Annotated in this window: 20 protein-coding genes; 8 read left to right on the forward strand and 12 right to left on the reverse strand. The window is 51.8% G+C overall.

The annotated features are described in order from the left end of the window. Positions 1–597 precede the first annotated feature (597 nt). The 4 genes from ETC05_RS13970 to ETC05_RS13985 all read left to right on the forward strand — a co-directional run bounded on the left by ETC05_RS13970 (position 598) and on the right by ETC05_RS13985 (position 4,381). Positions 598–1,398, forward strand: a complete 801-nt coding sequence (locus ETC05_RS13970) for an ABC transporter ATP-binding protein (protein WP_171661278.1) — start codon at positions 598–600, stop codon at positions 1,396–1,398. After that, entirely contained in the window at positions 1,395–2,318 is a 924-nt protein-coding gene (locus ETC05_RS13975) for an iron-hydroxamate ABC transporter substrate-binding protein (protein WP_033023637.1), read from the forward strand. The genes ETC05_RS13970 and ETC05_RS13975 overlap by 4 nt, the downstream gene beginning before the upstream one ends. A 69-nt stretch (positions 2,319–2,387) precedes the next feature. Next, positions 2,388–3,395, forward strand: coding sequence for a FecCD family ABC transporter permease (locus ETC05_RS13980; RefSeq protein ID WP_171661279.1), 1,008 nt, complete (start codon positions 2,388–2,390; stop codon positions 3,393–3,395). Then, positions 3,392–4,381 carry a FecCD family ABC transporter permease gene (locus ETC05_RS13985; protein ID WP_171661280.1) on the forward strand — a complete coding sequence of 330 codons (990 nt, stop codon included), beginning with the start codon at positions 3,392–3,394 and terminating at the stop codon, positions 4,379–4,381. The genes ETC05_RS13980 and ETC05_RS13985 overlap by 4 nt, the downstream gene beginning before the upstream one ends. Before the next feature lie 278 nt (positions 4,382–4,659). On the opposite strand, the gene ETC05_RS13990 is transcribed toward ETC05_RS13985, so the two are convergent. The 6 genes from ETC05_RS13990 to ETC05_RS14015 all read right to left on the reverse strand — a co-directional run bounded on the left by ETC05_RS13990 (position 4,660) and on the right by ETC05_RS14015 (position 12,889). Further along, positions 4,660–5,268: a DedA family protein gene (locus tag ETC05_RS13990; protein WP_171661281.1), complete on the reverse strand. Its 609-nt coding sequence runs from the start codon at positions 5,266–5,268 to the stop codon at positions 4,660–4,662. A gap of 227 nt (positions 5,269–5,495) precedes the next feature. Then, complete coding sequence (locus ETC05_RS13995) at positions 5,496–7,121, reverse strand: M20/M25/M40 family metallo-hydrolase (RefSeq protein WP_031406114.1); 1,626 nt, start codon at positions 7,119–7,121, stop codon at positions 5,496–5,498. An 81-nt stretch (positions 7,122–7,202) separates the two neighbouring features. Beyond that, positions 7,203–8,441: a Glu/Leu/Phe/Val family dehydrogenase gene (locus tag ETC05_RS14000; protein WP_171661282.1), complete on the reverse strand. Its 1,239-nt coding sequence runs from the start codon at positions 8,439–8,441 to the stop codon at positions 7,203–7,205. Between the two features lie 26 nt (positions 8,442–8,467). After that, entirely contained in the window at positions 8,468–9,667 is a 1,200-nt protein-coding gene (locus ETC05_RS14005; protein WP_171661283.1) for an ornithine--oxo-acid transaminase, read from the reverse strand. 165 nt (positions 9,668–9,832) lie between these two features. Then, the gene (gene pruA, locus ETC05_RS14010) at positions 9,833–11,380 is read right to left on the reverse strand and encodes an L-glutamate gamma-semialdehyde dehydrogenase (protein WP_031406120.1); all 1,548 of its coding nucleotides are present in this window, start codon (positions 11,378–11,380) and stop codon (positions 9,833–9,835) included. Between the two features lie 96 nt (positions 11,381–11,476). After that, a complete protein-coding gene (locus tag ETC05_RS14015) occupies positions 11,477–12,889 on the reverse strand; it encodes an amino acid permease (protein WP_171661284.1) in 1,413 nt (470 codons plus the stop codon). A 235-nt stretch (positions 12,890–13,124) separates the two neighbouring features. Between ETC05_RS14015 and ETC05_RS14020 the strand changes: the two genes are divergently transcribed. Genes ETC05_RS14020 through ETC05_RS14030 form a run of 3 tightly spaced genes read left to right on the forward strand, consistent with a single transcriptional unit; the run spans position 13,125 to position 15,828 of the window. Next, positions 13,125–14,492, forward strand: a complete 1,368-nt coding sequence (locus ETC05_RS14020; RefSeq protein ID WP_171661285.1) for a sigma-54 interaction domain-containing protein — start codon at positions 13,125–13,127, stop codon at positions 14,490–14,492. 46 nt (positions 14,493–14,538) lie between these two features. Then, on the forward strand, positions 14,539–15,303 hold the full coding sequence (locus ETC05_RS14025) for a TatD family hydrolase (protein WP_171661286.1): 765 nt from the start codon (positions 14,539–14,541) through the stop codon (positions 15,301–15,303). A gap of 39 nt (positions 15,304–15,342) precedes the next feature. Then, complete coding sequence (locus ETC05_RS14030) at positions 15,343–15,828, forward strand: DinB family protein (RefSeq protein WP_031406128.1); 486 nt, start codon at positions 15,343–15,345, stop codon at positions 15,826–15,828. Between the two features lie 16 nt (positions 15,829–15,844). On the opposite strand, the gene ETC05_RS14035 is transcribed toward ETC05_RS14030, so the two are convergent. The 6 genes from ETC05_RS14035 to ETC05_RS14060 form a co-directional block, all read right to left on the reverse strand. Further along, complete coding sequence (locus ETC05_RS14035) at positions 15,845–16,774, reverse strand: DUF817 domain-containing protein (protein WP_084177465.1); 930 nt, start codon at positions 16,772–16,774, stop codon at positions 15,845–15,847. 17 nt (positions 16,775–16,791) lie between these two features. Next, positions 16,792–17,016 (reverse strand): helix-turn-helix domain-containing protein, encoded by a 225-nt coding sequence (locus ETC05_RS14040; RefSeq protein WP_031406132.1) that lies wholly within the window; start codon positions 17,014–17,016, stop codon positions 16,792–16,794. Positions 17,017–17,026: 10 nt separating this feature from the next. Then, positions 17,027–17,506: a DUF2975 domain-containing protein gene (locus ETC05_RS14045; RefSeq protein WP_031406134.1), complete on the reverse strand. Its 480-nt coding sequence runs from the start codon at positions 17,504–17,506 to the stop codon at positions 17,027–17,029. Positions 17,507–17,716: 210 nt separating this feature from the next. Continuing rightward, positions 17,717–18,424 carry an SDR family oxidoreductase gene (locus ETC05_RS14050; RefSeq protein ID WP_031406136.1) on the reverse strand — a complete coding sequence of 236 codons (708 nt, stop codon included), beginning with the start codon at positions 18,422–18,424 and terminating at the stop codon, positions 17,717–17,719. A gap of 79 nt (positions 18,425–18,503) precedes the next feature. Continuing rightward, positions 18,504–19,097: a cyclophilin-like fold protein gene (locus tag ETC05_RS17715; protein WP_216366493.1), complete on the reverse strand. Its 594-nt coding sequence runs from the start codon at positions 19,095–19,097 to the stop codon at positions 18,504–18,506. Positions 19,098–19,655: 558 nt separating this feature from the next. After that, a complete protein-coding gene (locus ETC05_RS14060; protein WP_171661287.1) occupies positions 19,656–20,705 on the reverse strand; it encodes an NAD(P)-dependent alcohol dehydrogenase in 1,050 nt (349 codons plus the stop codon). A gap of 758 nt (positions 20,706–21,463) precedes the next feature. Here ETC05_RS14060 and ETC05_RS14065 point away from each other — a divergent pair. Further along, positions 21,464–22,327, forward strand: a complete 864-nt coding sequence (locus ETC05_RS14065) for an aldo/keto reductase (protein WP_031406142.1) — start codon at positions 21,464–21,466, stop codon at positions 22,325–22,327. Positions 22,328–22,589 lie beyond the last annotated feature (262 nt).

The following is a 22,589-nucleotide window of genomic DNA, read 5'->3' on the forward strand; positions in this document are numbered from 1 at the left end:
CCAAAACACAAATAATTTTTATAATTCAAAAAATATCTCTCCCTATTTATGTTACCTGCTTTCTTTTGCCAGAACAACTATTTGCGCCGAGCAGACACACAAAATCGGTTGCCGTTCTGCATCATCGCTTGGTAGGTTTGCAGCCAAAAAAAGCAGCGGGCGCTGGAACCGGCGGCAACACGTTGAAACCGGAGCTCTAGGAGGCTGGTGAAAAACTGTTGATTCCCTTCTTCAATGGGAGAACGTGTGAAAAGCAGGACGGATGCAACAAGGTTTTTTCGAATTGAGAAATAACATTGCAAACCCGGATCTAGAAGGCTGGTGAAAAACCGCTGTCACCTCCCGATCGGCGGCATTTTCATTCAGAAGAGAAGCGGATCCTGCAAGGTTTTTCTAATTGAGAAATGAGTGGAATCAGTCGTTTTTGCACTAAATCACCCGCCTCCTAGGATTAAATCACCAGCCTCATAGACGTTCGCCACGAAAATTCATCGTTGATTCACAAAAATGTATTGTCTTCTTTCGAGTGAATTCGTTATAATAAAACTTGTTAATGATATTGATTCTCATTTTCTTAGTTCAAAAGGAGGTGGCCGCATGGTCCGCCTATACGCCGAAGGACTGACCGTCCGCTACGATGACCGGACGATTTTCGAACGCTTGTCCGTCCGCATTCCCGACCGGCAAATCACCGCCATTATCGGTCCGAACGGATGCGGCAAGTCGACGCTGCTCAAGACGCTGACGCGCATCATCTCTCCGCAATCCGGCGCGGTGATGTTGGACGGCCGGGCGATTTCGCAACAGCCAACGAAAGAGCTGGCGAAAAAAATGGCCATTTTGCCGCAGACGCCGGAAGCGACAAGCGGATTGACCGTCGCTGAGCTCGTCTCGTACGGCCGCTTTCCTTATCAAAGAGGATGGGGCCGCCTAACGAAACAAGATTACGAAGCGATCGACTGGGCGCTTGCCGTGACAAAAACAGCCGATTTGAAACATCGGCCGGTTGACGCCCTCTCCGGCGGACAGCGGCAGCGCGTCTGGATCGCCATGGCGCTTGCCCAAGAGACGGACATCATCTTTTTGGACGAACCGACGACGTATTTGGACATCGCCCATCAACTCGAGGTGCTCGAGCTGCTTGAACGGCTAAACAAAGAAGAAGGGCGGACGATCGTCATGGTTCTCCATGACATTAACCAGGCGGCGCGGTTTGCCGACTATGTGATCGCTATGAAAGCAGGCCAAATCGTCAAAGCAGGGCCGAGCGAAGATGTCATCTGCCGTGATGTGCTTCGCGACGTGTTTGGCATTGATGCTGACATCGGCCGCGATCCCCGGACCAACAAACCGGTTTGTTTCACCTATCATTTACTTAAGGAGGCTTATTCATCATGAGGAAAACATGGCTTTCCTTGTTGCTTCTTTTTATCCTTGTGTTAAGCGCGTGCGGCAACGCCGCCAATCATCAGAAGGAAACCAACGCTCCTTCCGCTAAAAAAGAAAAGGAAACGATGACCTATCAATCAGAAAACGGGCCAATCGAAGTGCCTGCTCATCCGAAACGCGTTGTGGCGTTATGGGGTGCTGGATATGTCGCCGCATTCGATGTGCCAATCGTCGGAGCCGATTCATGGTCGAAAATGAATCCGCTTCTTCAGGACAAGCTCAAAAATGCCCAGACCGTAACCGATGAAGACATCGAAAAAATTATGGCATTAAAACCGGACTTAATTGTTGGCTTATCCAATACAAAAAACGTCGAAAAACTGAAAAAGATCGCTCCAACCGTCACGTTTACATACGGAAAGCTCAATTACTTAGACTTGATTTTAGAATACGGAAAATTGCTCAATAAAGAGAAAGAGGCGAAAGCATGGATTGCCGATTTCCAAAAACGGGCACAAGAAGCCGGAAAACAAATCCGGGCGAAAATCGGCGACAACGCCACGGTGACCGTGATGGAAAACTTCGATAAGCAGCTTTACGTCTTCGGAAACAACTGGGGACGCGGAACAGAAATTTTATACCAAGAAATGAAGCTGAAAATGCCAGAGAAAGTCAAAGAGCACGCGCTCAAATCCGGTTATTACGCTGTCTCTCTCGAAGCGCTGCCGCAATTTGTCGGCGATTACCTCATCGTAAGCAAATATAGCGACAGCGACACGTCATTCATGGAAACCAACACGTTCAAAAACATTCCGGCAGTGAAAAACGGGCATATGTTTGTTGCCGATGCCAAATCCTTTTATTTCAATGATCCGATTACATTAGAACACCAGCTTGATTTCTTTAAGAAACACTTTTTAGGCCAATAACCAACAGGACGGGAGATTCACCGTGCGTGAATGTCCCGTCCTTTCTTGTGCAAAAGGGGGAAATCGCCGATGGAAATGAACCGAAGGCTGCTGCCATTTCGTTATGCCTTCCTGTTGTCGCTCATTCTGCTTGCCGCTGTCTGGTTTGGCTCGATGGTGGTTGGCGCCGCCGACACGACGTGGAGCGACGTATGGCGGGCGCTCTTCTCCAACGAACAAGACAAACAGCTTGACGTGATTCGCGAGCTCCGTCTGCCGCGGGAAACGGCGGCGGCCTTTGTCGGCGCCGGACTCGCCGTCGCCGGGGCGATCATGCAAGGAATGACACGCAACCCGCTCGCTGACCCGGGGCTGCTTGGTTTAACCGCTGGAGCGAACGCAGCGTTGGCCATAACGATGGCCTTTTTTCCTTCGGCCCATTATCTCGTAATCACCGTCGCTTGTCTGCTTGGGGCGGCTGCCGGGGCGGGGATGGTCTTTGGCATCGGCGCCGCCCGCAAAGGCGGCTTTTCACCATTGCGCATCGTCTTAGCCGGTTCGGCAATCTCAGCGCTTTTGTTTGCCGTCGCTGAAGGGGTCGGCCTTTATTTTCATATTTCCAAAGACGTTTCGATGTGGACATCGGGCGGGGTAGCCGGAACGTCGTGGAAACAGCTGTCAGTCATCATTCCGCTCATCGTGATCGGGCTCGCCATTGCCGCATGGTATTCGCAGCAGCTGACGATCCTTAGCTTAAGCGAAGACGTCGCCGTCGGCGTCGGGCAAAAAACAGCGATTGTCAAAGCGTGGCTGTTTTTGGCTGTCTTTTTATTGACAGGAGCGTCCGTCGCCATCGCCGGCAACATCACCTTCATCGGCTTGATGATTCCTCATCTTGTGCGCGCGATCGCCGGTGCCGATTACCGATTCATCATCCCGCTGTCGGCCACAGTCGGCGCGGCCGGCATGGTCGTCGCCGATACGGCGGCCCGTACGGTCAACGCCCCGTTTGAAACGCCGGTGGCAGCCATCATTGCGGTGATCGGCTTACCGTTTTTCCTGTTTGTCGTGCGGAAAAAAGGGAGGGGCTTGGCATGAGAACGCGCATCACGATCGTGTTGGGACTGCTTTCGTTGCTTATTGCCGCAACGGCCGCCATCGCGTTGGGCACCGGCGAGGCGCCGCTCTCGTATGGCCGCATCGTGCCGACGCTGTTCGGCTACGGCTCGATGCAAGAAGAATTTATTTTGTTTTCTCTCCGCCTGCCGCGCATCGTGATCACCTTGCTTGCCGGGATGGCGCTCGCCCTGTCCGGAGCGATGCTGCAAGGCATCACCCGAAATGAGCTCGCCGATCCGGGCATATTGGGCATCAACGCCGGAGCCGGCGCGGGCGTCGCTATATTCTTTTTATTTTTCCCGATTGAAGCCGGGACGTTTCTTTACGCTCTGCCGCTCGTCGCCTTCGTCGGAGCGCTGTTGACGGCGGCGGCCATTTACGCCGTTTCCTACAATCAAACAACCGGGCTGCAGCCGGTATCGTTCATCCTGACCGGGGTCGGATTTTCGATGGCGCTCTCCGGGCTCATGATTGTCCTCATTTCCGCCGCGGACCGAACGAAAGTCGACTTTATCGCCAGATGGCTTTACGGCAACATTTGGGGCGATGATTGGCCGTTTATTTGGGCGATGCTGCCGTGGCTTGTCATCGGTGCGTTGATCGGCCTGTATCGGGCGAAACGGCTAAACCTTTTGCATTTAGGCGATCCGGTCGCCATCGGGGTCGGCGTTCATGTTCGCCGCGAGCGGCTCGTGCTGATGGCGACCGCCGTTGCGGTCGCTGCAGCGGCCGTCGCTGTAACCGGGGGCATTTCCTTTATCGGCTTAATGGCGCCGCACATCGCCAAAATGATCGTCGGACCGCGCCATGAGCGAGCCATTCCGGCAGCGATGCTCATCGGCGGTTGGCTGCTGCTTGCCGCTGACACGATCGGGCGCAACGTTCTCGCCGAACCGCTTCCGGCAGGAGTGGTCGTCTCGTTGATCGGCGCGCCGTATTTCATTTATTTATTGTTGAGGCGCTGATGTGTTTGCAGCCATGAGGGACCAAGGACAACGACGAAACCTGTTTTCTGCCGCCTTCCTGCCCCCCTGTTTCGCCTTTGCCCGTGTTGAGGCTTCCCTTTGCTTCTTTCGTGTTGAACGTGCGCGAATGTTGAGTTCGCTGTTCATATCAAGCAGAAGGCAAGACGCTTGCTGATCGAGAGTGTTTGGAACAAATGAAAACAAGCTGCCCCCAAGGTTGAACATCAACCTCGGGCGGCAGCCCTTTTTGGCAAGACCATCCCCTAAAAAGGCCGGAACTAAGAAGCCCGGCGCCGTTTCCAAACGCGGACAGCTCCAACCACAATAACCGCAGCAATAAGGATATACACCACTTCGGCGTACATCCCAATCACTTCGGATACTTTCCCCCACGACTCACCGAGCGCTGCCCCGACCGAGATTAAAATCGTATTCCAAATGAGCGTTCCGAGCACCGACAGCCAGACAAACAGCCACACGTTCATCTTCGCCATGCCGGCGGGAATCGAAATCAAGCTGCGCACCAGCGGAATCATGCGGCCAAAGAATACCGCCCACACCCCGTAGCGCTGAAACGTCCGGTTCGCCTTATCGATGTCTTCCGGCTTCACCCGCAGCCATCCGCCCCAACGGTCAATGATCCGCCCAAGCCGCTCAACCGACAACAGCCGGCCGATGCCGTACAGCACGATCGCCCCAACAACCGAACCCGCTGTCGCTGCCGCAATGACGCCGGGAACCGTCAAGGTGGTGTATGTCGTCATAAATCCGCCAAACGGCAAAATGACTTCCGATGGAATGGGAGGAAATAAATTTTCAAGCGCGATGATCAAAAAAATTCCCATGTAACCGAATTGCTCCATAAAATCAGTGATCCATGCCTGCATGACACCATTCCTCCTTCCGCATGACCTGCATGTTGTGTATGTATGCGTTTTTCTTTTTGCTTATGTATGTGACTATGCTTTTTATGGTAATATACAAGACCATCTTATGCAAAAAAAAGCTCACCGTTGCTTTGTTTGAATTCAAGCACAAAAAAAGGGGGTTTTTCAGCACCCCCTTGCTGCTTGAGCTGGCCCCTAAGAACGTCACATTGAAGAGACCATCTTTCTTATTGGTATTTGGCAAATACTTGATCGATCGTATACACAAGCCAATCCTTTACGATGTCAAACGCAAAGGGCACATTCAGGCGTTCTGTCCATTGATGGGCATCACGGCCAACCGGCCCCACATTCAAAACGGGAACGTTCCATTCGGCAAGCGCTTCAATCGGCAGCGTATAGCCCTGATTCCACATCGGCATGTTTGCGGCTAATACCTGCAATGATGCCGGCGGCTGTTGCAGCCCGACATAGCTTAAATCGGAAATACCGCCGAAATAGTGCTGCTGTACGAGCGTAATGCCATAGGTTTCACGGACGTATTGTTGCAGCTTGGATACCAACCATTGAATGAATGGATCACTGCTTGAATTGACAGCTGGATAATACGGCGGTGCATAAAACAGCACAATCATCGGGGCAAAATCTTTGCATAACATGCCAAGTTGATCAACGAATTCGATGGTTTGCTCCCGCTCGTCTTGATCTGCCCCGTCCCTGAACACCTGTTTTTCGAGTTGCTTCACCTGTTCTTCACCAACGATTTCCACCGCTTTTTGCCGCAACTCGGCAAACGTCCATACTTTCACAGAAATCGATGTTGGTACTGATCTCTCCAATTGGGCAAAGCGAGCCGCCTGTTCCTGATACTTTTTCTCGATTCGCTCCGCCGCCCGTCTCGCCAATTCGACGAGCGCTTGGGTGACGTCATCGAGCGATTTTTGTTGTAAAAACAAATTATATAGCGTCACTGCCCGGTGCGGGATTTGCACAGAATAGTCTTCCTTCAAATCCATTTGAAGCAAATTGGTTGGAGGCGGGCTTACTTCTTCACCTGACACTTCGCAAAAATCGGTATTCAACTCGAGCTCATTGATAATTTGCGCCACCATCCAATTGGCATTCAATCCCGCTAACGGTTCGCCGACATGCGTTTCTTTCCCATAGCAATAAAACCCCGGCAGCACTTTGCCAATCGAGCCGGTGTAAATGTACTTCGTCTGATCGCCTGGATAGCGGGCAAACATCGGCTCGGAATTAAGCACCAACCGATAGTCCAAACCATATCGTTTTGCCATCTGAACCAATACAGGAACAGCAGCACGCATTCCTGCAGAATTGACTTCTTCATCCGGCACTGTCAACAATAACAAATTTCCATCGAATCGACCCGAACATGCCTGTTCAATGAGCGACATATGCAGGGCAAGCCCACATTTCATATCCATCACGCCGCGGCCGAAAAGCCATTCGCCGCATTCCAAATCGGCTCGCACGTCCGCCGGGAGCTGCTCTTTTTGTTCATAAAACCGTGCTGTGATCGTTTCAGGTGAAAACGCGATTTCTTTCCATGCTCCATAATCTTGCACATCGACCACATCAAAATGGCTGACCAACACAATCGTATCGCGCACATGCTGCGCTTTTTGGACCAAGGCTGTAACAAAATAGCGGCCATCCCCAGTTGAATGCAACTGAACCAAATCCGGATGCGCTTGAAAATAGTCGAGCGACTGCAACTCGCCCGCTATATACTCCGCCATGCGCACTTCGGCTTCCGATCCGCTAATGCTGGCATGCTCGACAAGTCGGCAAAGCAATGTCCGCAATTGCTCCTTCGTCTGCCACTTCATGTTTTTCCCTTTCCTTCTACGAAAATAGACAAGCCCAACCGGGGAGCATGGCTCCTGCCGCTGCGCTTCGTCTCTCAGCGGTTATACCCAACCGCGGTAGCGAGCTGCTTCTGCTGTTTGGCGCAGCCCGATCATGTACGCCGCCATGCGCATATCCACACGGCGCGATTCGGCCAATTCATAGACGCGATGAAATGCGCTCACCAATTTCTCTTTCAACTTCTCGACCACTTCCTCTTCCGTCCAATAATAGCCTTGGTTGTTTTGCACCCATTCAAAATAGGAAACGGTCACCCCACCGGCGCTGGCCAGCACGTCAGGAACCAATAGCAAGCCCCGTTCCGTCAAGATTTTGGTCGCTTCGAGCGTCGTTGGGCCGTTGGCCGCCTCAACCACAATTTTAGCGCGAATATTCGCGGCATTGTCACGCGTAATTTGATTCGCTACCGCGGCCGGAACTAAAATATCACACTCTTTTTCTAGCAACTCCTGATTGGTGATGACATTCTCAAACAACGTTGTCACCGTGCCAAAACTGTCGCGGCGATCCAACAAATACGGAATATCTAGTCCGTTCGGGTCATACAACGCGCCATAGGCATCGGAAATGCCAATGACGCGTGCTCCAGCTTCATGCAAAAATTTGGCCAAAAAGCTGCCCGCATTGCCGAATCCTTGAATAATGACCCGCGCCCCCTGCAACTCAATTCCCGCTTTTTTCGCTGCTTCTTCGATGCAAATCGTGACACCGAGCGCTGTTGCCTTTTCCCGACCTTGGGAACCACCGAGCACAAGCGGCTTGCCGGTGATAAAGCCAGGGGAATCAAACTCGCGGATGCGGCTGTATTCATCCATCATCCACGCCATAATTTGTGAGTTGGTAAACACGTCTGGCGCTGGGATATCTTTGGATGGCCCCACGATCTGACTGATTGCCCGCACATAGCCGCGGCTGAGCCGTTCCAATTCTCCCATGGACATTTTCCGTGGATCACAGACGATCCCTCCTTTGCCGCCGCCATACGGCAACCCGACAATGCCGGCTTTGATTGTCATCCACATTGAAAGCGCCTTGACTTCTTCCTCGGTGACGTCCGGATGAAAACGAATGCCTCCCTTGGTCGGCCCCACGGCATCGCTATGCTGGGCGCGGTAACCCGTAAATACTTTCACCGTTCCATCATCCATACGGACGGGAATACGTACGGTAAGGACGCGCAATGGTTCTTTCAACAGCTCATACATCTCCTCACCGTAGCCAAGTTTGGCCAGCGCCTCTTTGATCACACGTTGGGTGGAGAGAAACATATTTTCTTCCATCGTCTCACTCGCCTCTTCGACTCGATTTATGGACGGGACAAGACATTCACAATCCGTTCAAACGCCCAATCCAATTCTTCTTTTGTAATGATGAGCGGCGGTGCAAAGCGAATGACCGTCTCGTGTGTTTCCTTGCAAAGCAAGCCTTGCTCTTTCAGCGCCTCACAGTACGGACGAGCTGGGCCATGCAGCTCAACGCCGATAAACAAGCCGCGGCCGCGAATTTCTTTAATATCCTCGTTTTGAATTTGTTTTAGTTTCGAAAGGAAGTATTCGCCAAGTTCAAGCGAACGCTCCGCTAGACGCTCTTCTTCAATCACCTCGAGCGCTGCGATCGACACCGCGCAAGCGAGCGGGTTGCCGCCGAACGTCGAGCCGTGCGAGCCGGGTTCAAATACCGACAAAATATCGCGGTTGGCGACGACGCACGAAATCGGGAACACCCCTCCGCCCAACGCTTTTCCTAAAATATACATATCCGGCACAACACCTTCCCAGTCGCAGGCAAACAACTTCCCGGTCCGGCCGAGTCCGGTTTGAATTTCGTCCGCGATGAACAAGACGTTGTTCGCTTTGCATACGTCATACGCCGCTTTTAAAAATCCTTGCGGCGGGATGCGGATGCCCGCTTCGCCTTGGATCGGCTCGACAAGAAACGCCGCTGTATTCGGTGTGATCGCGGCTTTCAGCGCTTCGATATCGCCGTACGGGATGATTTTCACGCCCGGCAACAGCGGCCCAAACCCGCGTTTATAAGCCGGTTCGGACGACAGCGACACGGCGGCAAGCGTCCGGCCGTGGAAGTTTCCTTCACAAACGATGATTTCGGCTTGGTTGTCCGGGACGCCTTTGACGTCATACGCCCAGCGGCGCGCCGCTTTGAGCGCCGTTTCCACCGCTTCGGCGCCCGTGTTCATCGGCAGCACCATTTCTTTTTTTGTCAATCGGCATACTTTCTCGTACCACGGACCGAGCTGGTCGTTATGGAACGCGCGCGACGTGAGCGTGACACGATCCGCCTGCTTTTTCAGCGCGGCAATAATTTTCGGATGGCGATGGCCTTGGTTCACCGCCGAATAAGCGCTTAACATATCCATATAACGGTTGCCTTCCGGGTCTTTCACCCATACTCCTTCCGCTTCCGAGATGACGATCGGCAGGGGATGGTAGTTGCGCGCCCCGTATTGTTCCGTCTTCGCAATGAGCTGTTCCGATTTGGTTGCCATCTTCACCGCTCCTTTCCGTTTTCTTCGTTGCGTTGCAAAAGGGGGTGTCCCAAAAGGACTGGGACACCCTCTCTCATCGCTATATAAGCACCAGCCGCTTCCCTGCCACACGATATGTTGTGTCTTTCTTGAGGGGAGATCGCCTGTTGGGTCAGCCCCTTTGCCTTAAAACATTTCCGATACCGTTTTCGCTTGCATATGGAGGATTAAGTAATCCGGACCGCCGGCTTTCGAGTCCGTCCCTGACATATTGAAGCCGCCAAACGGTTGATAGCCGACGATCGCACCCGTGCAGCCGCGATTGAAATACAAGTTGCCGACATGGAACTCCTGCCGCGCTTTTTCGAGATTCGCTCGGTTGCGCGAAATGACAGCGCCTGTCAGGCCGTATTCTGTGTTGTTCGCGATCTCGAGCGCATGGTCAAAGTCGCGCGCTTTGGCGAACGCGACGACCGGACCGAAAATTTCTTCCTGCATAATGCGCGCATTCGGATCGACATCGGCAAACACTGTCGGCTGGATGAAGAAGCCTTTTGCATCGTCTCCTTCTCCGCCAGTCATCAGACGGCCTTCCTGTTTTCCGATTTCGATATATTCCATAATTTTGTTGTACGCGTTTTGGTCGATCACCGGCCCCATAAACGTCGCTTGCTCCGCCGGGTCGCCGACGTTGAGCTGCTTTGTCAGCTCGACGACGCGGTTCAACACTTGATCATACACATCTTCGACGATGATCGCGCGCGAGCACGCCGAACATTTTTGCCCCGAAAAGCCAAACGCCGAGGCGACAATCGATTGAGCCGCCAGTTCCAGGTCGGCTTCCTTGTCCACAACGATGGCGTCTTTGCCGCCCATTTCCGCGATGACACGCTTCAGCCAAATTTGTCCCGGGTGCACTTTCGCTGCCCGCTCGTAAATGCGGATGCCAACATCGCGCGAGCCGGTGAAGCTGATAAACCGCGTGCGCGGATGGTCGACCAAATAGTCGCCCACTTCGGCTCCGCTGCCCGGGATGTAGTTGAGGACACCAGCCGGCAGTCCCGCTTCTTCCAACACTTCCACAAATTTATACGCCACCACCGGCGTGGCGCTCGCCGGTTTCAACAGCACCGTATTGCCCGTCACAAGCGAAGCGACCGTTGTCCCCGCCATAATGGCAAACGGGAAGTTCCACGGTGAAATGACGACGCCGACGCCAAGCGGGATATAGAAAAAGCGGTTCGTTTCCCCCGGACGGCTTTCCACCGGAATGCCGTCTTTCAACTTCAACATTTGCCGGCCGTAATATTCCATAAAGTCGATCGCTTCTGCTGTATCGGCATCTGCCTCGCGCCACGGTTTTCCGGCTTCTTTCACCAACCAGGCGGAAAATTCGTGCTTGCGCCGGCGCACGATCGCCGCCGCCCGGAACAAAATATCGGCCCGCGCTTCCGGACTCGTCCGGCTCCACGTGCGGAACGCTTCATCGGCGGCTTTCATCGCCCGTTCGGCGAGCTCTTGATTCGCTTTCGCCACCCGGCCGACCACCTCCGCCTTATTGGCCGGATTGATCGACGTGATCTTGTCCTCGGTCATGATGCGCTCGCCGCCGATCACGAGCGGATAATCGCGCCCGAGTTCGCCTTCCACTTTCTTGAGCGCTGCCAAAAACGCGTCCCGGTTCGCTTCCACAGTAAAGTCGGTGAGCGGTTCATGTCTGTATGGCTGCACCATTTCGTCGTCCTCCTTTTAACAAGCAAAAAATTTTTTCGTTATAAAACGGTTTCATAGTTATATTATGCAAATGATTATGGCTTTTTTCAATGATTTTTACTTGGCAACCGTCAGCTCCTCTTTTTCCACGTTCAGAGGCCGAAGTCGTTTTTTCGCCACCAGATGGTAGTAACCATAACAAGCGAGCAAAAACGGAATCCCGCAGTAAAGCGCGATCCGCTGATCCGGGATGAAGGCCAATCCGATGATCGTCACCATATTTAACGCAAACGCCGCCAGCGGCACGAATGGATACAGCGGCGTCCGATACTTCAAATCGCGCACATCGCCGCCCTCGCGCAAAAACGCCTTCCGTCCCAAATAGCTCGACAGCGCAATCGACGCCCAGACGGTCACCGCGCCAAACCCAGCGATCGCCGTCAACCAGACATACACTGTATCTTCCGCGTAAATGCTGCATAAAAGCGACAAACATCCGATGGCAATGCTGGCGATCAGCGCGTTAATCGGCACGCCGCGCTTCGACAGTTTGCTGAAAAACGGCGTCACCATTCCTTGGCGCGACATCGACCAAAGCACGCGCGACGTTGCGTACAATCCTGAATTGGCCACCGACAGCACCGCCGTAATGATGACAAAATTCATGATATCGGCCGCATACGGAATGCCAATGTTGTCAAACACGACCACAAATGGGCTTTCCACCACACCCGCTTTCTCCCACGGAAACAAACCGGCCAGCACAAAAATCGCCAGAATGAAGAAGATCAAAATGCGCCATACCGTATTGCGCAACGCCACCGGCACCGTCTTCTCCGGCTCTCGGCTTTCCCCGGCAGCCACGCCGACCAGTTCCGTCCCTTGGAAAGAAAAGTTAACCAATATCATGGTTGAAAAAATCGCCCAAAACCCTTTTGGAAACAAACCGCCATGATCCGTATAGTTCGTGAAAAACGGAGCAGGCTGCCCGTTTTTCATCTGGATGACGCCAAACATCGCCGCCAATCCAAGCACAATAAAGGCGATCACCGTCAGCACTTTCACGCTGGAAAACCAAAACTCGACCTCGGCAAACCCTTTGACAGACAAGGCGTTGATCAAAAACAACAACAAGGCAAAGACCGCACAAAACACCCATGTCGGCACATCAGGAAACCATCGCTTCATCAAAATGCTGACCGTGAGCAGCTCGATGCCGACCGTCACCGACCAATTGAGCCAAGACAGCCAGCCGATGCAGTAACCGGCAGCCGGCGAGATGAATTTCGTCGCATACGTCTGATACGACCCGGCATCGGGGATTCTCACAGCCAATTCTCCTAGCGAAAGCATCGTCAAATACATGACGAGACCGCCGAATAAGTAAGCGGCCACCGCTCCCCCTGGCCCTGCCTCATGAATCGTATATCCTGATCCTAAAAACAAACCCGTGCCGATCACCCCGCCGAGGGCAATCATAAACAAGTGCCTGCTTTTTAATTCCCGTTTTAATTCTTGCACTGGTTGCATCTGAAAACTCTCCCCTCTCTTATGATAGATTCCGCAACCGCTTACATTTTTATCAACGAATAGCAACCTCCTTTTATGCAAAATTATTTTTCAATTTCTACTGTATCACAACTTTATTATGAATTTATTTTTTTCTATTTTCAATATATTTAGCAAAAAATTTTTTCACATCTTTCTTTTCCTTCCTGTCTCCCGTCCGCCTTATGCTATAATACAAAAAAGAGAGGTGCTGATCGTGAACCGGGATATGGAAACGCTTTTATCGATGTACGAGCAAATTCTCGAAATGATCGACCTTGGCATCCATGCCGTCGATCAACATGGAAAAACCGTCATTTACAACCGAAAAATGCGGGAAATTGAGAGCATGGATGTTGAGGACGTGCTCGATAAAAACATTTTAGACGTCTTCCACTTTCATCCGGAGCAGCCGAGCACCTTGCTTGAAGTGCTGCGCACCGGTGAAAGCATTTTGAACAAGCAGCAAACCTATTTCAATAACAAAGGACAAGCCGTGACAACGGTCAATCAGACACACCCTTTGCGGAAAGACGGGCGCATCATCGGTGCAGTGGAAATCGCCAAAGATGTCACAAAGTTTCGCAAACTGATTGCCGAGCAGTACCAACGCAGCGAACCAGGACGGACGCTGGCTGACATCATCGGCCAAAGCAAGGCGATGCAAACGGCGGTCCGCCTAGCCCGCCATGCCGCCCGCTCTGACGCGCCTGTGCTGCTCATCGGCGAAAAAGGAACGGGAAAAGATTTGCTCGCCTCTTGCATTCACTATGAAAGCGAGCGGCGCGCCAAACCGTTTTTGGCGCAAACGTGTTTGTCGCTCCCCGACGACTGGTTGGAAACGATGCTGTTTGGCAGCGAAGCAAACGGTGAGATTCAGCCCGGCTTGTTCGAACAGGCGAACGGCGGCACCGTCCTGCTTGACGATATTGACTCGTTAAGTCTGCCGCTCCAACAAAAACTCGTCCGTTTCTTGCAAGAAAAACAGTTTGTCCGCGCCCAAGGCCATGAACCTGTTCGGGCCGATGTCCGCCTCATCACTTCGACAAGCGGCGACCCCATTGACGCCGTGCAAACGGGGGAACTGCTGAAGCCGCTTTACTACCAGCTCGCCGTCCACTGCATCGTGTTGCCCCCGCTGCGCGAGAGAAGGGAGGACATTTTGCCTTTGGCGGCTCATTTCATCCGCCAAGGCAACGAACGCTATGGGTTGACGGTGGAAGGGCTCGATGAGGATGTGCAAGAGGCGTTTCTCGCTTACCGCTGGCCCGGCAATGTGCGCGAACTAGAGGCCGTCATCTTGGAAACGATGGAAACGATGGAACAAGACACGGTGATCACGCTCGCCCATCTGCCGGCGTATTTCCGGGCCAAGCTCGCCCCTGACGAGGCCAAGACCGATTTTCTATTCGATACGGATGATATCTTGCCGCTTGACCGATACATGGAAGAGGTCGAAATTTACTACATCCGCAAGGCGCTGCAGCATCACGGCTTCAACATCACCAAAACCGCCAAAGCGCTTGGCCTAAGCCGGCAAAACTTGCAATACCGCATCCGCAAATATCAAATCGACAAAGAATGAAGAGGAAGCCGCTAGGACGCTGCGGCGACAGGGGGAGGTCGCGCCGATGATCGATGCCCATCTTCATCTCGACCAATACGCCCGGGTAGACGAACAAATCAAGCGTTGGCAAGAGGCAGGCATAACCGGCGTCGTCGCCGTCTCCACCGACTTAAGCTCCAGCTACCGAACGCTGGAGCTCAAGCAACGGTTTCCGTCTTTCGTCTACGCCGCCATCGGCTTTCATCCAGAACGTCCAATGCCCAGCCCGGCCGATTGGAATGAATGGACGTCACTCATCAAGCAAGCGCGGCCGCAGCTCGCTGCCATTGGCGAAGTCGGGCTGCCGTACTACTCAGCCGAGGCATCGGCCCAATTGCCTAGCTATTGCGACTTGTTGGCGCAAATCGCCGCCATCGCCGTCGATGCCTCTTTGCCGCTCGTGCTTCATGCCGTCCACGACCGAGCCGAAACCGCCTTGGCCATCGTGCAGCAAGCTGGCGTCCGGAACGCCCATTTCCATTGGCTGAAGGCAAGCGCAAAGACGGTGCAACGCATCGTCCGGTGCGGCTACTACATTTCCGTCACTCCCGAGGTATGCTATCGCGAGCGCGACCAAGCGCTATTGCCCCTCATCCCGCTCGAGCAGCTGCTTCTCGAAACGGACGGTCCATGGCCATTTGCCGGTCCGTTTCACGGAAAACCGACAACGCCGCTGTTTTTATTTGACTCTGTCCGCGTCGTGGCAGCGCATTACGGCGAAGAGATTGAGCGCGTGAAAACGGTCATCACGGCGAACACAAAACGGCTTTACGGCCCGCTTTCTTTATAGTACGATGAAGTCAAATCCAGACCGAAGTGAGGGAAAATCATGGATCATCAGGAACAAGTGCGCCGACAGCTGCTTGAAAGCGTGGCCGCTCTGTCGGATGAACAACTCAACACCCGGGTGGCTGAAGGGAGTTGGACGATCGCCCAAGTGCTCGAACACTTGCACCTTATCGAAACATCGATCGCCGCCATGATCGCCCAGACATTGACGCACGGCGCGAGCCAACCCGTCAGCGAAAAGCCGATCCACCTCACCCTTGACCGTTCCAAAAAAGTGGAGGCGCCCGATTTCGCCCGTCCGAGCGACCGGCGTTTCACGTGGGGGGAATTGGAGGAAAAATTGCGTCAATCGCGGCAGCGGCTGCGTCAAATCGTCGAGCAAGCCGACCCGGCTGATCTGGAAGCCAAATCGTTCCCCCATCCGGTTTTCGGCCCCCTAAGCTTAAAGCAATGGGTGGAATTTGTCAGCTACCATGAACAACGCCACCTTGCCCAAATTGAAGAAATCAAGGCGCATCTCGGATAACCAGAGCCGGGCTGCCTCAACAGCGGGCGGCCTCTGCTCGGCCCGCCCCGGCTTGGGCTACGTCCGCGGACGTCCCGCCTGTTTTTTCCTTTCCACCGCCCTTCACTTGCTTTAACGTCGCGACGATGAGAAAACTGACAATGACCAACAACACCCACGAGCTGACTTTCCCGACATGAACGAGGCTCCACGCCCTCGCTTGATTTGGATATTGCCAAGCCCCGAAAAAGGTGGCGATATTTTCCGCGACCCAAATGAAAAAACCGATCAACAAAAAGGACAGAACAAGCGGCATCCGATACCGAATTCCCCCGACCTCATACGCGACCCACGAGCGCCAAAAAACGAGAATCACAAGGCCTGCTAACCACCAGCGAACGTCCATCCAATAATGGTGGGTAAAAAAGTTCACGTAAATCGCCCCCGCCAACGGAACGACCAGCCAAAACGGCGGCCAGCGCACGAGCTCCACCTTCAGCCGTCTCCACGCCTGGCAAAGATAGCTCGCGACGCTCGCGTACATGAAGCCGCTGTACAGCGGCACGCCAAACAGTTTCGTATATCCTTCCTCCGGATACGACCATGAACCCATACGCACCTTAAACAGCTCTAATGCAAGCCCAATCAAGTGAAAGACAGTGATGACTTTGAGCTCATCCCGCGTTTCCAGCCTGGAGCGCACCATCCACCATTGCATGAGAAGGCAAATGACAAGCAGCCAGTCATACCGCGGCAACAAAGGAAGCGGCGCGAGCTTCGTCAGCGCCAATGAAGCAAAAATAACAACCGGAAACACGCAGGACAACGCCTGCGCCCAACCGAAGCGAACAAGCTGCACAAACGCTTTGATGAGCCGCGCTTTTCCAGAACAGAGACACCTCCGAACCGCAACCAGCCAGCAAGGCGGGCATTCCCCCGCCGCTGCCGCGTGTTTCTCCCCTTTCAAGCCGCCCCCTCCCCCGCTTACGAATGCGATTCCCCTTCATCGCTTCGGTACTCCAAAATGTCCCCGGGCTGGCAGTCGAGCGCCTTGCAAATGGCTTCCAACGTCGAAAAGCGGATCGCCTTCGCCTTTCCGTTTTTCAAGATCGACAAATTCGCCATCGTAATCCCTACTTTCTCCGACAGCTCCGTGACGCTCATCTTCCGCTTCGCCAACATGACATCAAGATTCACGATGATCGGCATGTCATCCACCTCAAATCGTCAACTCGTTTTCTTGTTTGATGTCAACGGCTTGTTGCAGCAGCTTTTGCAGCACAGCGGCAAAGACAGCGATCACGAGCGACGCAAACGGCACCAGCAGCCCGACGAAAATGACACCCGGAGCGTCGTCCTTTTCGGCAAAAAGATAAAACAGCGGCAAAGCGAGCAGATGCAGCCCGCAGATGACCACAGCGCAAGATTTGATCTTCTTTAACGCCTCGACCGACCGCTCAGAGAACGCGCTGTTTTGATCAATATACGTCAACAGCCGAAACGCCTGATAGAGCGCAAAATAAAACGGCAGCGCGGACGCCTCAAACACAAGATAAACGAAATACTTGATCCAAGGGAGCGCCGGCACCAGCTTGACCGCCACCTTCGCAAGCGCCGGCACCAAAAACAAGCACAACGCCAGAACCGGAAGGCCGATCAACACCAAGGCCACCTTCAAAAAAAGCGTTTCTCGTTTCACCGCAAGCACCTCACTGATTCGTTTTTGTTTTTATTGTAATCGTTGGTTTATCGTTTTTCAATAAATAATTATTGAATTTAATTATATTTTTGTTGTTAAACATAACAAAAAAAGAGCGTTCCTCTCGCATAGGAACACTCGTTCACAACCGTTGATGCAACATACCCCTTGATCTTTTGGCAAAGGTATTCACTACACTGTTCTTGCTGGCTACCAATCTATTCGTTTTCCATCTCGGAAAAATCCGCCGTTCGGTCCGTCAGGCCCGATCTCTGCCAACCAAAGGATTGACTGGGCGGCTTGCTTTGGCGATCGGGGAGCCGATGGCCCGCCCATATCCGTACGGACCCACCCCGGATCGACGGCATTGACCTTGATATCACCGCTCACTTCTGCTGCGATCAGCTGTGTTAAGCCATTGAGGGCAAGTTTCGATAATTTATAAGCTCCTACTCCCGGATATGACATTTCCCTCATCGCCCCATATTCAGAAGAAATATTAATAATCCGTCCATATCCTTTCTTTTCCATAAGAGGGAGAAAGGAGCGAATCACATAGTAGGAGCCAAAGAAATTCGTGGCCATCGTCCGCTCAAGAACGGAAGGTTCCATATCGACCAGTTTTTGATTTCCATCTAAGTACACACCGGCATTATTGATCAATACGTCTAATGCCCCATACTGCTCATTGACCGTCATCGCAGCCTGGCGGATGCTTTCTTGGTTCGCCACATCCATTGCCACAAACGAAACATCAAGGTTGAGTTCCCGAAGTTGTTGCGCAGCTTGCCACCCCTTTTCCGGATCCCGGCTTGTCAAAATGGCTGTATATCCCCTCCATGCCAGCTGTTTGACGAGCTCATAGCCAATTCCCCGATTCCCGCCGGTGACAAGCGCCACCTTTTTATCCGTCACCATGCCCACCCTCCATTTCTTGACTGCTTCTTTATTTTGTAACGTTCCTGTCAATGTCCAAATGTACACTCCCGAACATCTCTTATTCCACTTTTTCAATGGTCACGGTGAAATCATCCTTCATGCTTGCCAACTTACTTGAAAGCTCCTCTACGTCCGATTCAACCTTGCCTAATCGAATCAACCCCGGCGAATAACGCCAATCATCATAAAAAATGGTGATGTCTTTCCAAGGGGCATAATACGCGAAATCTCCGGCCTTCGGCGTAACGCCTTCTGGCGCGCCTTCTGTACTGAGCCCTTCTTCTAATATACTCATTTTTTCGAATCCACTGAAGTCTTCGAACGTGAGTGTCAACGGCAACCTGCTTAGCAAATCCCTACTTGTCGGATTGTCATACATGTTGACGATGACTTCTCCATGATCGAAAATCAATCTGATTTTGGTATTTTCAATACTGTTGTCTTCATCCGGAGCATCTTGTCCTCTCTTTGCGGCGGAATGTCCTCGATTCTCTTCTTGTCCTGCAATCGAAACGTCCCGTTTGTCGTTCGTTGATGGGTTTTCAACCGTCTCAGCCTCGTCAAAAGCCGAATTTCCACTTTGATTTCCACCACAAGCTGCAACAGCGAAAATCAACGTCAAGGAGAAAGTCGCTGATAACAATTTGGACATATCGCGCATCCCTCCATTCATCTCTCAAGTCCCGATGGACGCGGCAAACAGAAACAACGCAGCAATGAGAACAACAATGGTTTACGTCTCCCATGAGCATCACTTAAAGGGCCCATGACAATTTGGCCCAAAGCAATTCCTAACCAACTAGCGGTTGAACTGGCTTGACTCATCGACGTACTCGTTTCGAAAAAATCCGCGATTCTAGGGAGTGATGAAAGATACATATCCACAGTAAAAGGGCCCAGTGCTGAAAATGCACCTAACACCACAGCAAAGAAATTGCCGCTCTGTTGTTTATCTTGCATTTTAACCTCTATGATACGTTCCGTTTCTTAACGCAGCCTAACAGTCCAAGAGCAGAGGGAGAAAGCGGGGATAACTCCAAAAGTCCGCTAAAAAGCGGACTTTTGGGTCAGACTCTCCTTCATTACCTCCTATATCTCGTATTTCACTCGAATATAACCTTCCTTTTGAGTCAGTCGGCTTCCCCTATTTCTGTCTATACGTGTCAAACACGCTTCAAAAACGTTTGTTGAAACAAACGCATTTCCTCAATTACTCAGTTTTCATCGTGCGAATATCAATGACAAACCGATACCGGACGTCAGAAGCAAGCACCCGCTCCCATGCCTCATCGATCTGGTCGGCGGAAATCACCTCAATCTCGGGGACAATGCCATGTTCAGCAGAGAAATCCAGCATTTCCTGTGTTTCGCGAATACCGCCGATCATCGATCCGGCAAACGACCGGCGCTGCGGAATGAGCGAGAAGACATTCACAGCCAACGGCTCTGCTGGTGCGCCGACGTTCACCAGTGTGCCGTCCAAGGCGAGCAGCGAAAGGTAGGCGTTGATATCGATTGGTGCGCTCACCGTATTGATGATGAGATCGAAATGACCAGCGAGTTTCGCAAACGTCTCGGGATCACTTGTCGCATAGTAATGATCGGCCCCAAGACGCAACCCGTCTTCTTTCTTCTTCAATGTTTGCGACAAAACCGTCACCTCTGCTCCCATAGCATGGGCAAACTTCACCGCCATATGACCAAGGCCGCCTAACCCTACCACCGCTACTTTTTTGCCCGGACCGGCTTGCCAATGGCGGAGCGGCGAGTACGTGGTGATGCCGGCGCACAAAAGCGGTGCGGCCACATCAAGCGCGATGCTGTCAGGAATGCGGAGAACGAAGTCTTCATGGACGACGATGTGAGTGGAATACCCACCTTGTGTATACTGACCATATCGGTCGATGGCGGCATACGTGCCCACCATTTCCGAGCAGTACTGCTCCTCTCCTTTGCGGCAAGGCTCGCATTCTCTACAAGAGTCCACCATACAGCCAACCCCGACGCGGTCACCAACGGCAAACTTCGTCACTGCCGAGCCCACTTGAGTGACAATGCCGGCAATCTCGTGCCCCGGAACGAGGGGATATCGCACCGGGCCCCACTCGCCGCGAGCAGTATGAATGTCGGAATGACAAATGCCCGCATACTGTATCTCGATGAGGACATCATGAGGCTGAAGGTCGCGCCGCTCAATCACCGTTGGTTGAAACGGACCTTCCGGGCTGAATACCGCACGTGCTTTGGCAACAATCGCCATCACGTTTCCTCCTTCATCTATAAATTTCACGTTTCCTCCTTCATCTATAAATTTAATCAACACCTGTCTATCATTATAAAAAGAAAGGTGATGTTTTAATATGGTTAGATTCAGATAATTTGTTGATTATTCAACAAATTCTACGAAATTATCGATAATCAATTCGATGTTTTCGTTTCACCATCGTCATCCTTACAAAGGGACAAACCCTGCTCGAAAACAACATCCGCCTGCTTGATCGGCTCTTCCGTTTGCAAATAAGTTTCTCTCGATCTAGAAGGCTGGTAAAAAACAATCGTTCCCCCGTTTACATTGGTTTTCGTGAGAACAAAGGTCAGGATGTACAAGGTTTATCTATTTGAGAAAATCAGTAACTCTCAAAGGGGAAGAAGGACGCTTTGAGGCAGATAGCTCCAAGGCTTCACTTGATCACTATAGAACCTAATCCTTGTCCCGACTCACCGTTTCGCCAATTCATAAATCAACCATTTCACTTCATTTGTTGAATAGTCAACAAATCGCGTTCATTTAATCATTGAAAGCGCCCTGTTTCTTTTTATAATTATAAACAGACGTTGATAAATGAACCAACATTCATTACTGGAGGTGAATGTACAAAATATGATGGTGAAACTTTTAACCGGCAGGACTGAGGAAACTGATCGGATTGTGCAAGCCGTTAATCATTTTTAAAGGTAATTACTTCTCAAGAAGACAAGGGACTATCAAAAATATGACAATGTAAAGGAGACAAAAGTATGTTTAACGAAACGTTTACATTATCAAATGGCGTAGAGATTCCAAAATTGGGACTTGGTACCTGGCTGTTGGACGATACGCAGGCGGCACAGGCCGTGCGTGACGCGGTATCGATCGGATATCGCCATATTGATACTGCGCAAGCCTATGCGAACGAAGCAGGGGTAGGCGAAGGAATCCGTTCGAGCGGCGTGGCGAGGGAAAAACTTTTCATTACCACAAAGGTTGCGGCAGAATTAAAGAACTATGACGCCGCCGCAAAGTCTATTGATGAGTCTCTAGCCAAGCTGGGGGTTGATTACATCGACCTTATCATCATCCACAGCCCGCAACCTTGGAAGGAATTCCGTGGGGAAAACCGCTACTTCAAAGAAAACAAAGAAGTATGGAGGGCCATGGAAGATGCTTACAAATCCGGCAAAGTAAAATCGATTGGGGTTTCCAACTTCCTGCAAGACGATATCGAAAATCTTCTGGAAAGTTGCGAGATCAAGCCGATGGTCAATCAAATATTGGCACACATCGGCAACACTCCTTTTGATCTCATTGAATTCTGCCAGCAAAACGGCATCGTTGTAGAAGCTTATTCTCCCATTGCACATGGCGTCATTCTTGACCACCCAGAGATTAAAGCCAGGGCGGATCAGTACGGCGTATCGGTTGCCCAGCTTTGCCTGCGTTATTGCATCCAACTTGACCTTGTCGTCCTTCCGAAGACGTCCAACCCAGACCACATGAGAAACAATGCAGAGCTTGATTTTGTGATCAACGATGAAGATATGGAGGCTTTGAAGAGTATCGAGCGAATCCGAGATTACGGTGAACACAGCTTCTTCCCGGTGTTTGGCGGGAAATTAAAATAAACAAGCTTATCGAGGGATAAAAATGACAAAACGTGAGAAAGCCAAACATGGCGTTATTTTCCCAGCAAGCCAAAGATCTATTTTTATGGGCACAGTTATCGGAAACCTCACATTGCGCACCTTAACAAGATGAAAACAAAAGATTTTATTTAATTTTTTAACTACAGATGAGCAAATCCACTAACATAAATTTGCAATCAAACAAAAAAAGAGACATGAACCGGACTCCTTGGGTGAAATAGCTGTGCTCAAAACCCATTCA

It is taken from the genome of Geobacillus sp. BMUD (assembly GCF_013096845.1).
Classification (GTDB): Bacteria; Bacillota; Bacilli; order Bacillales; family Anoxybacillaceae; genus Geobacillus; species Geobacillus vulcani.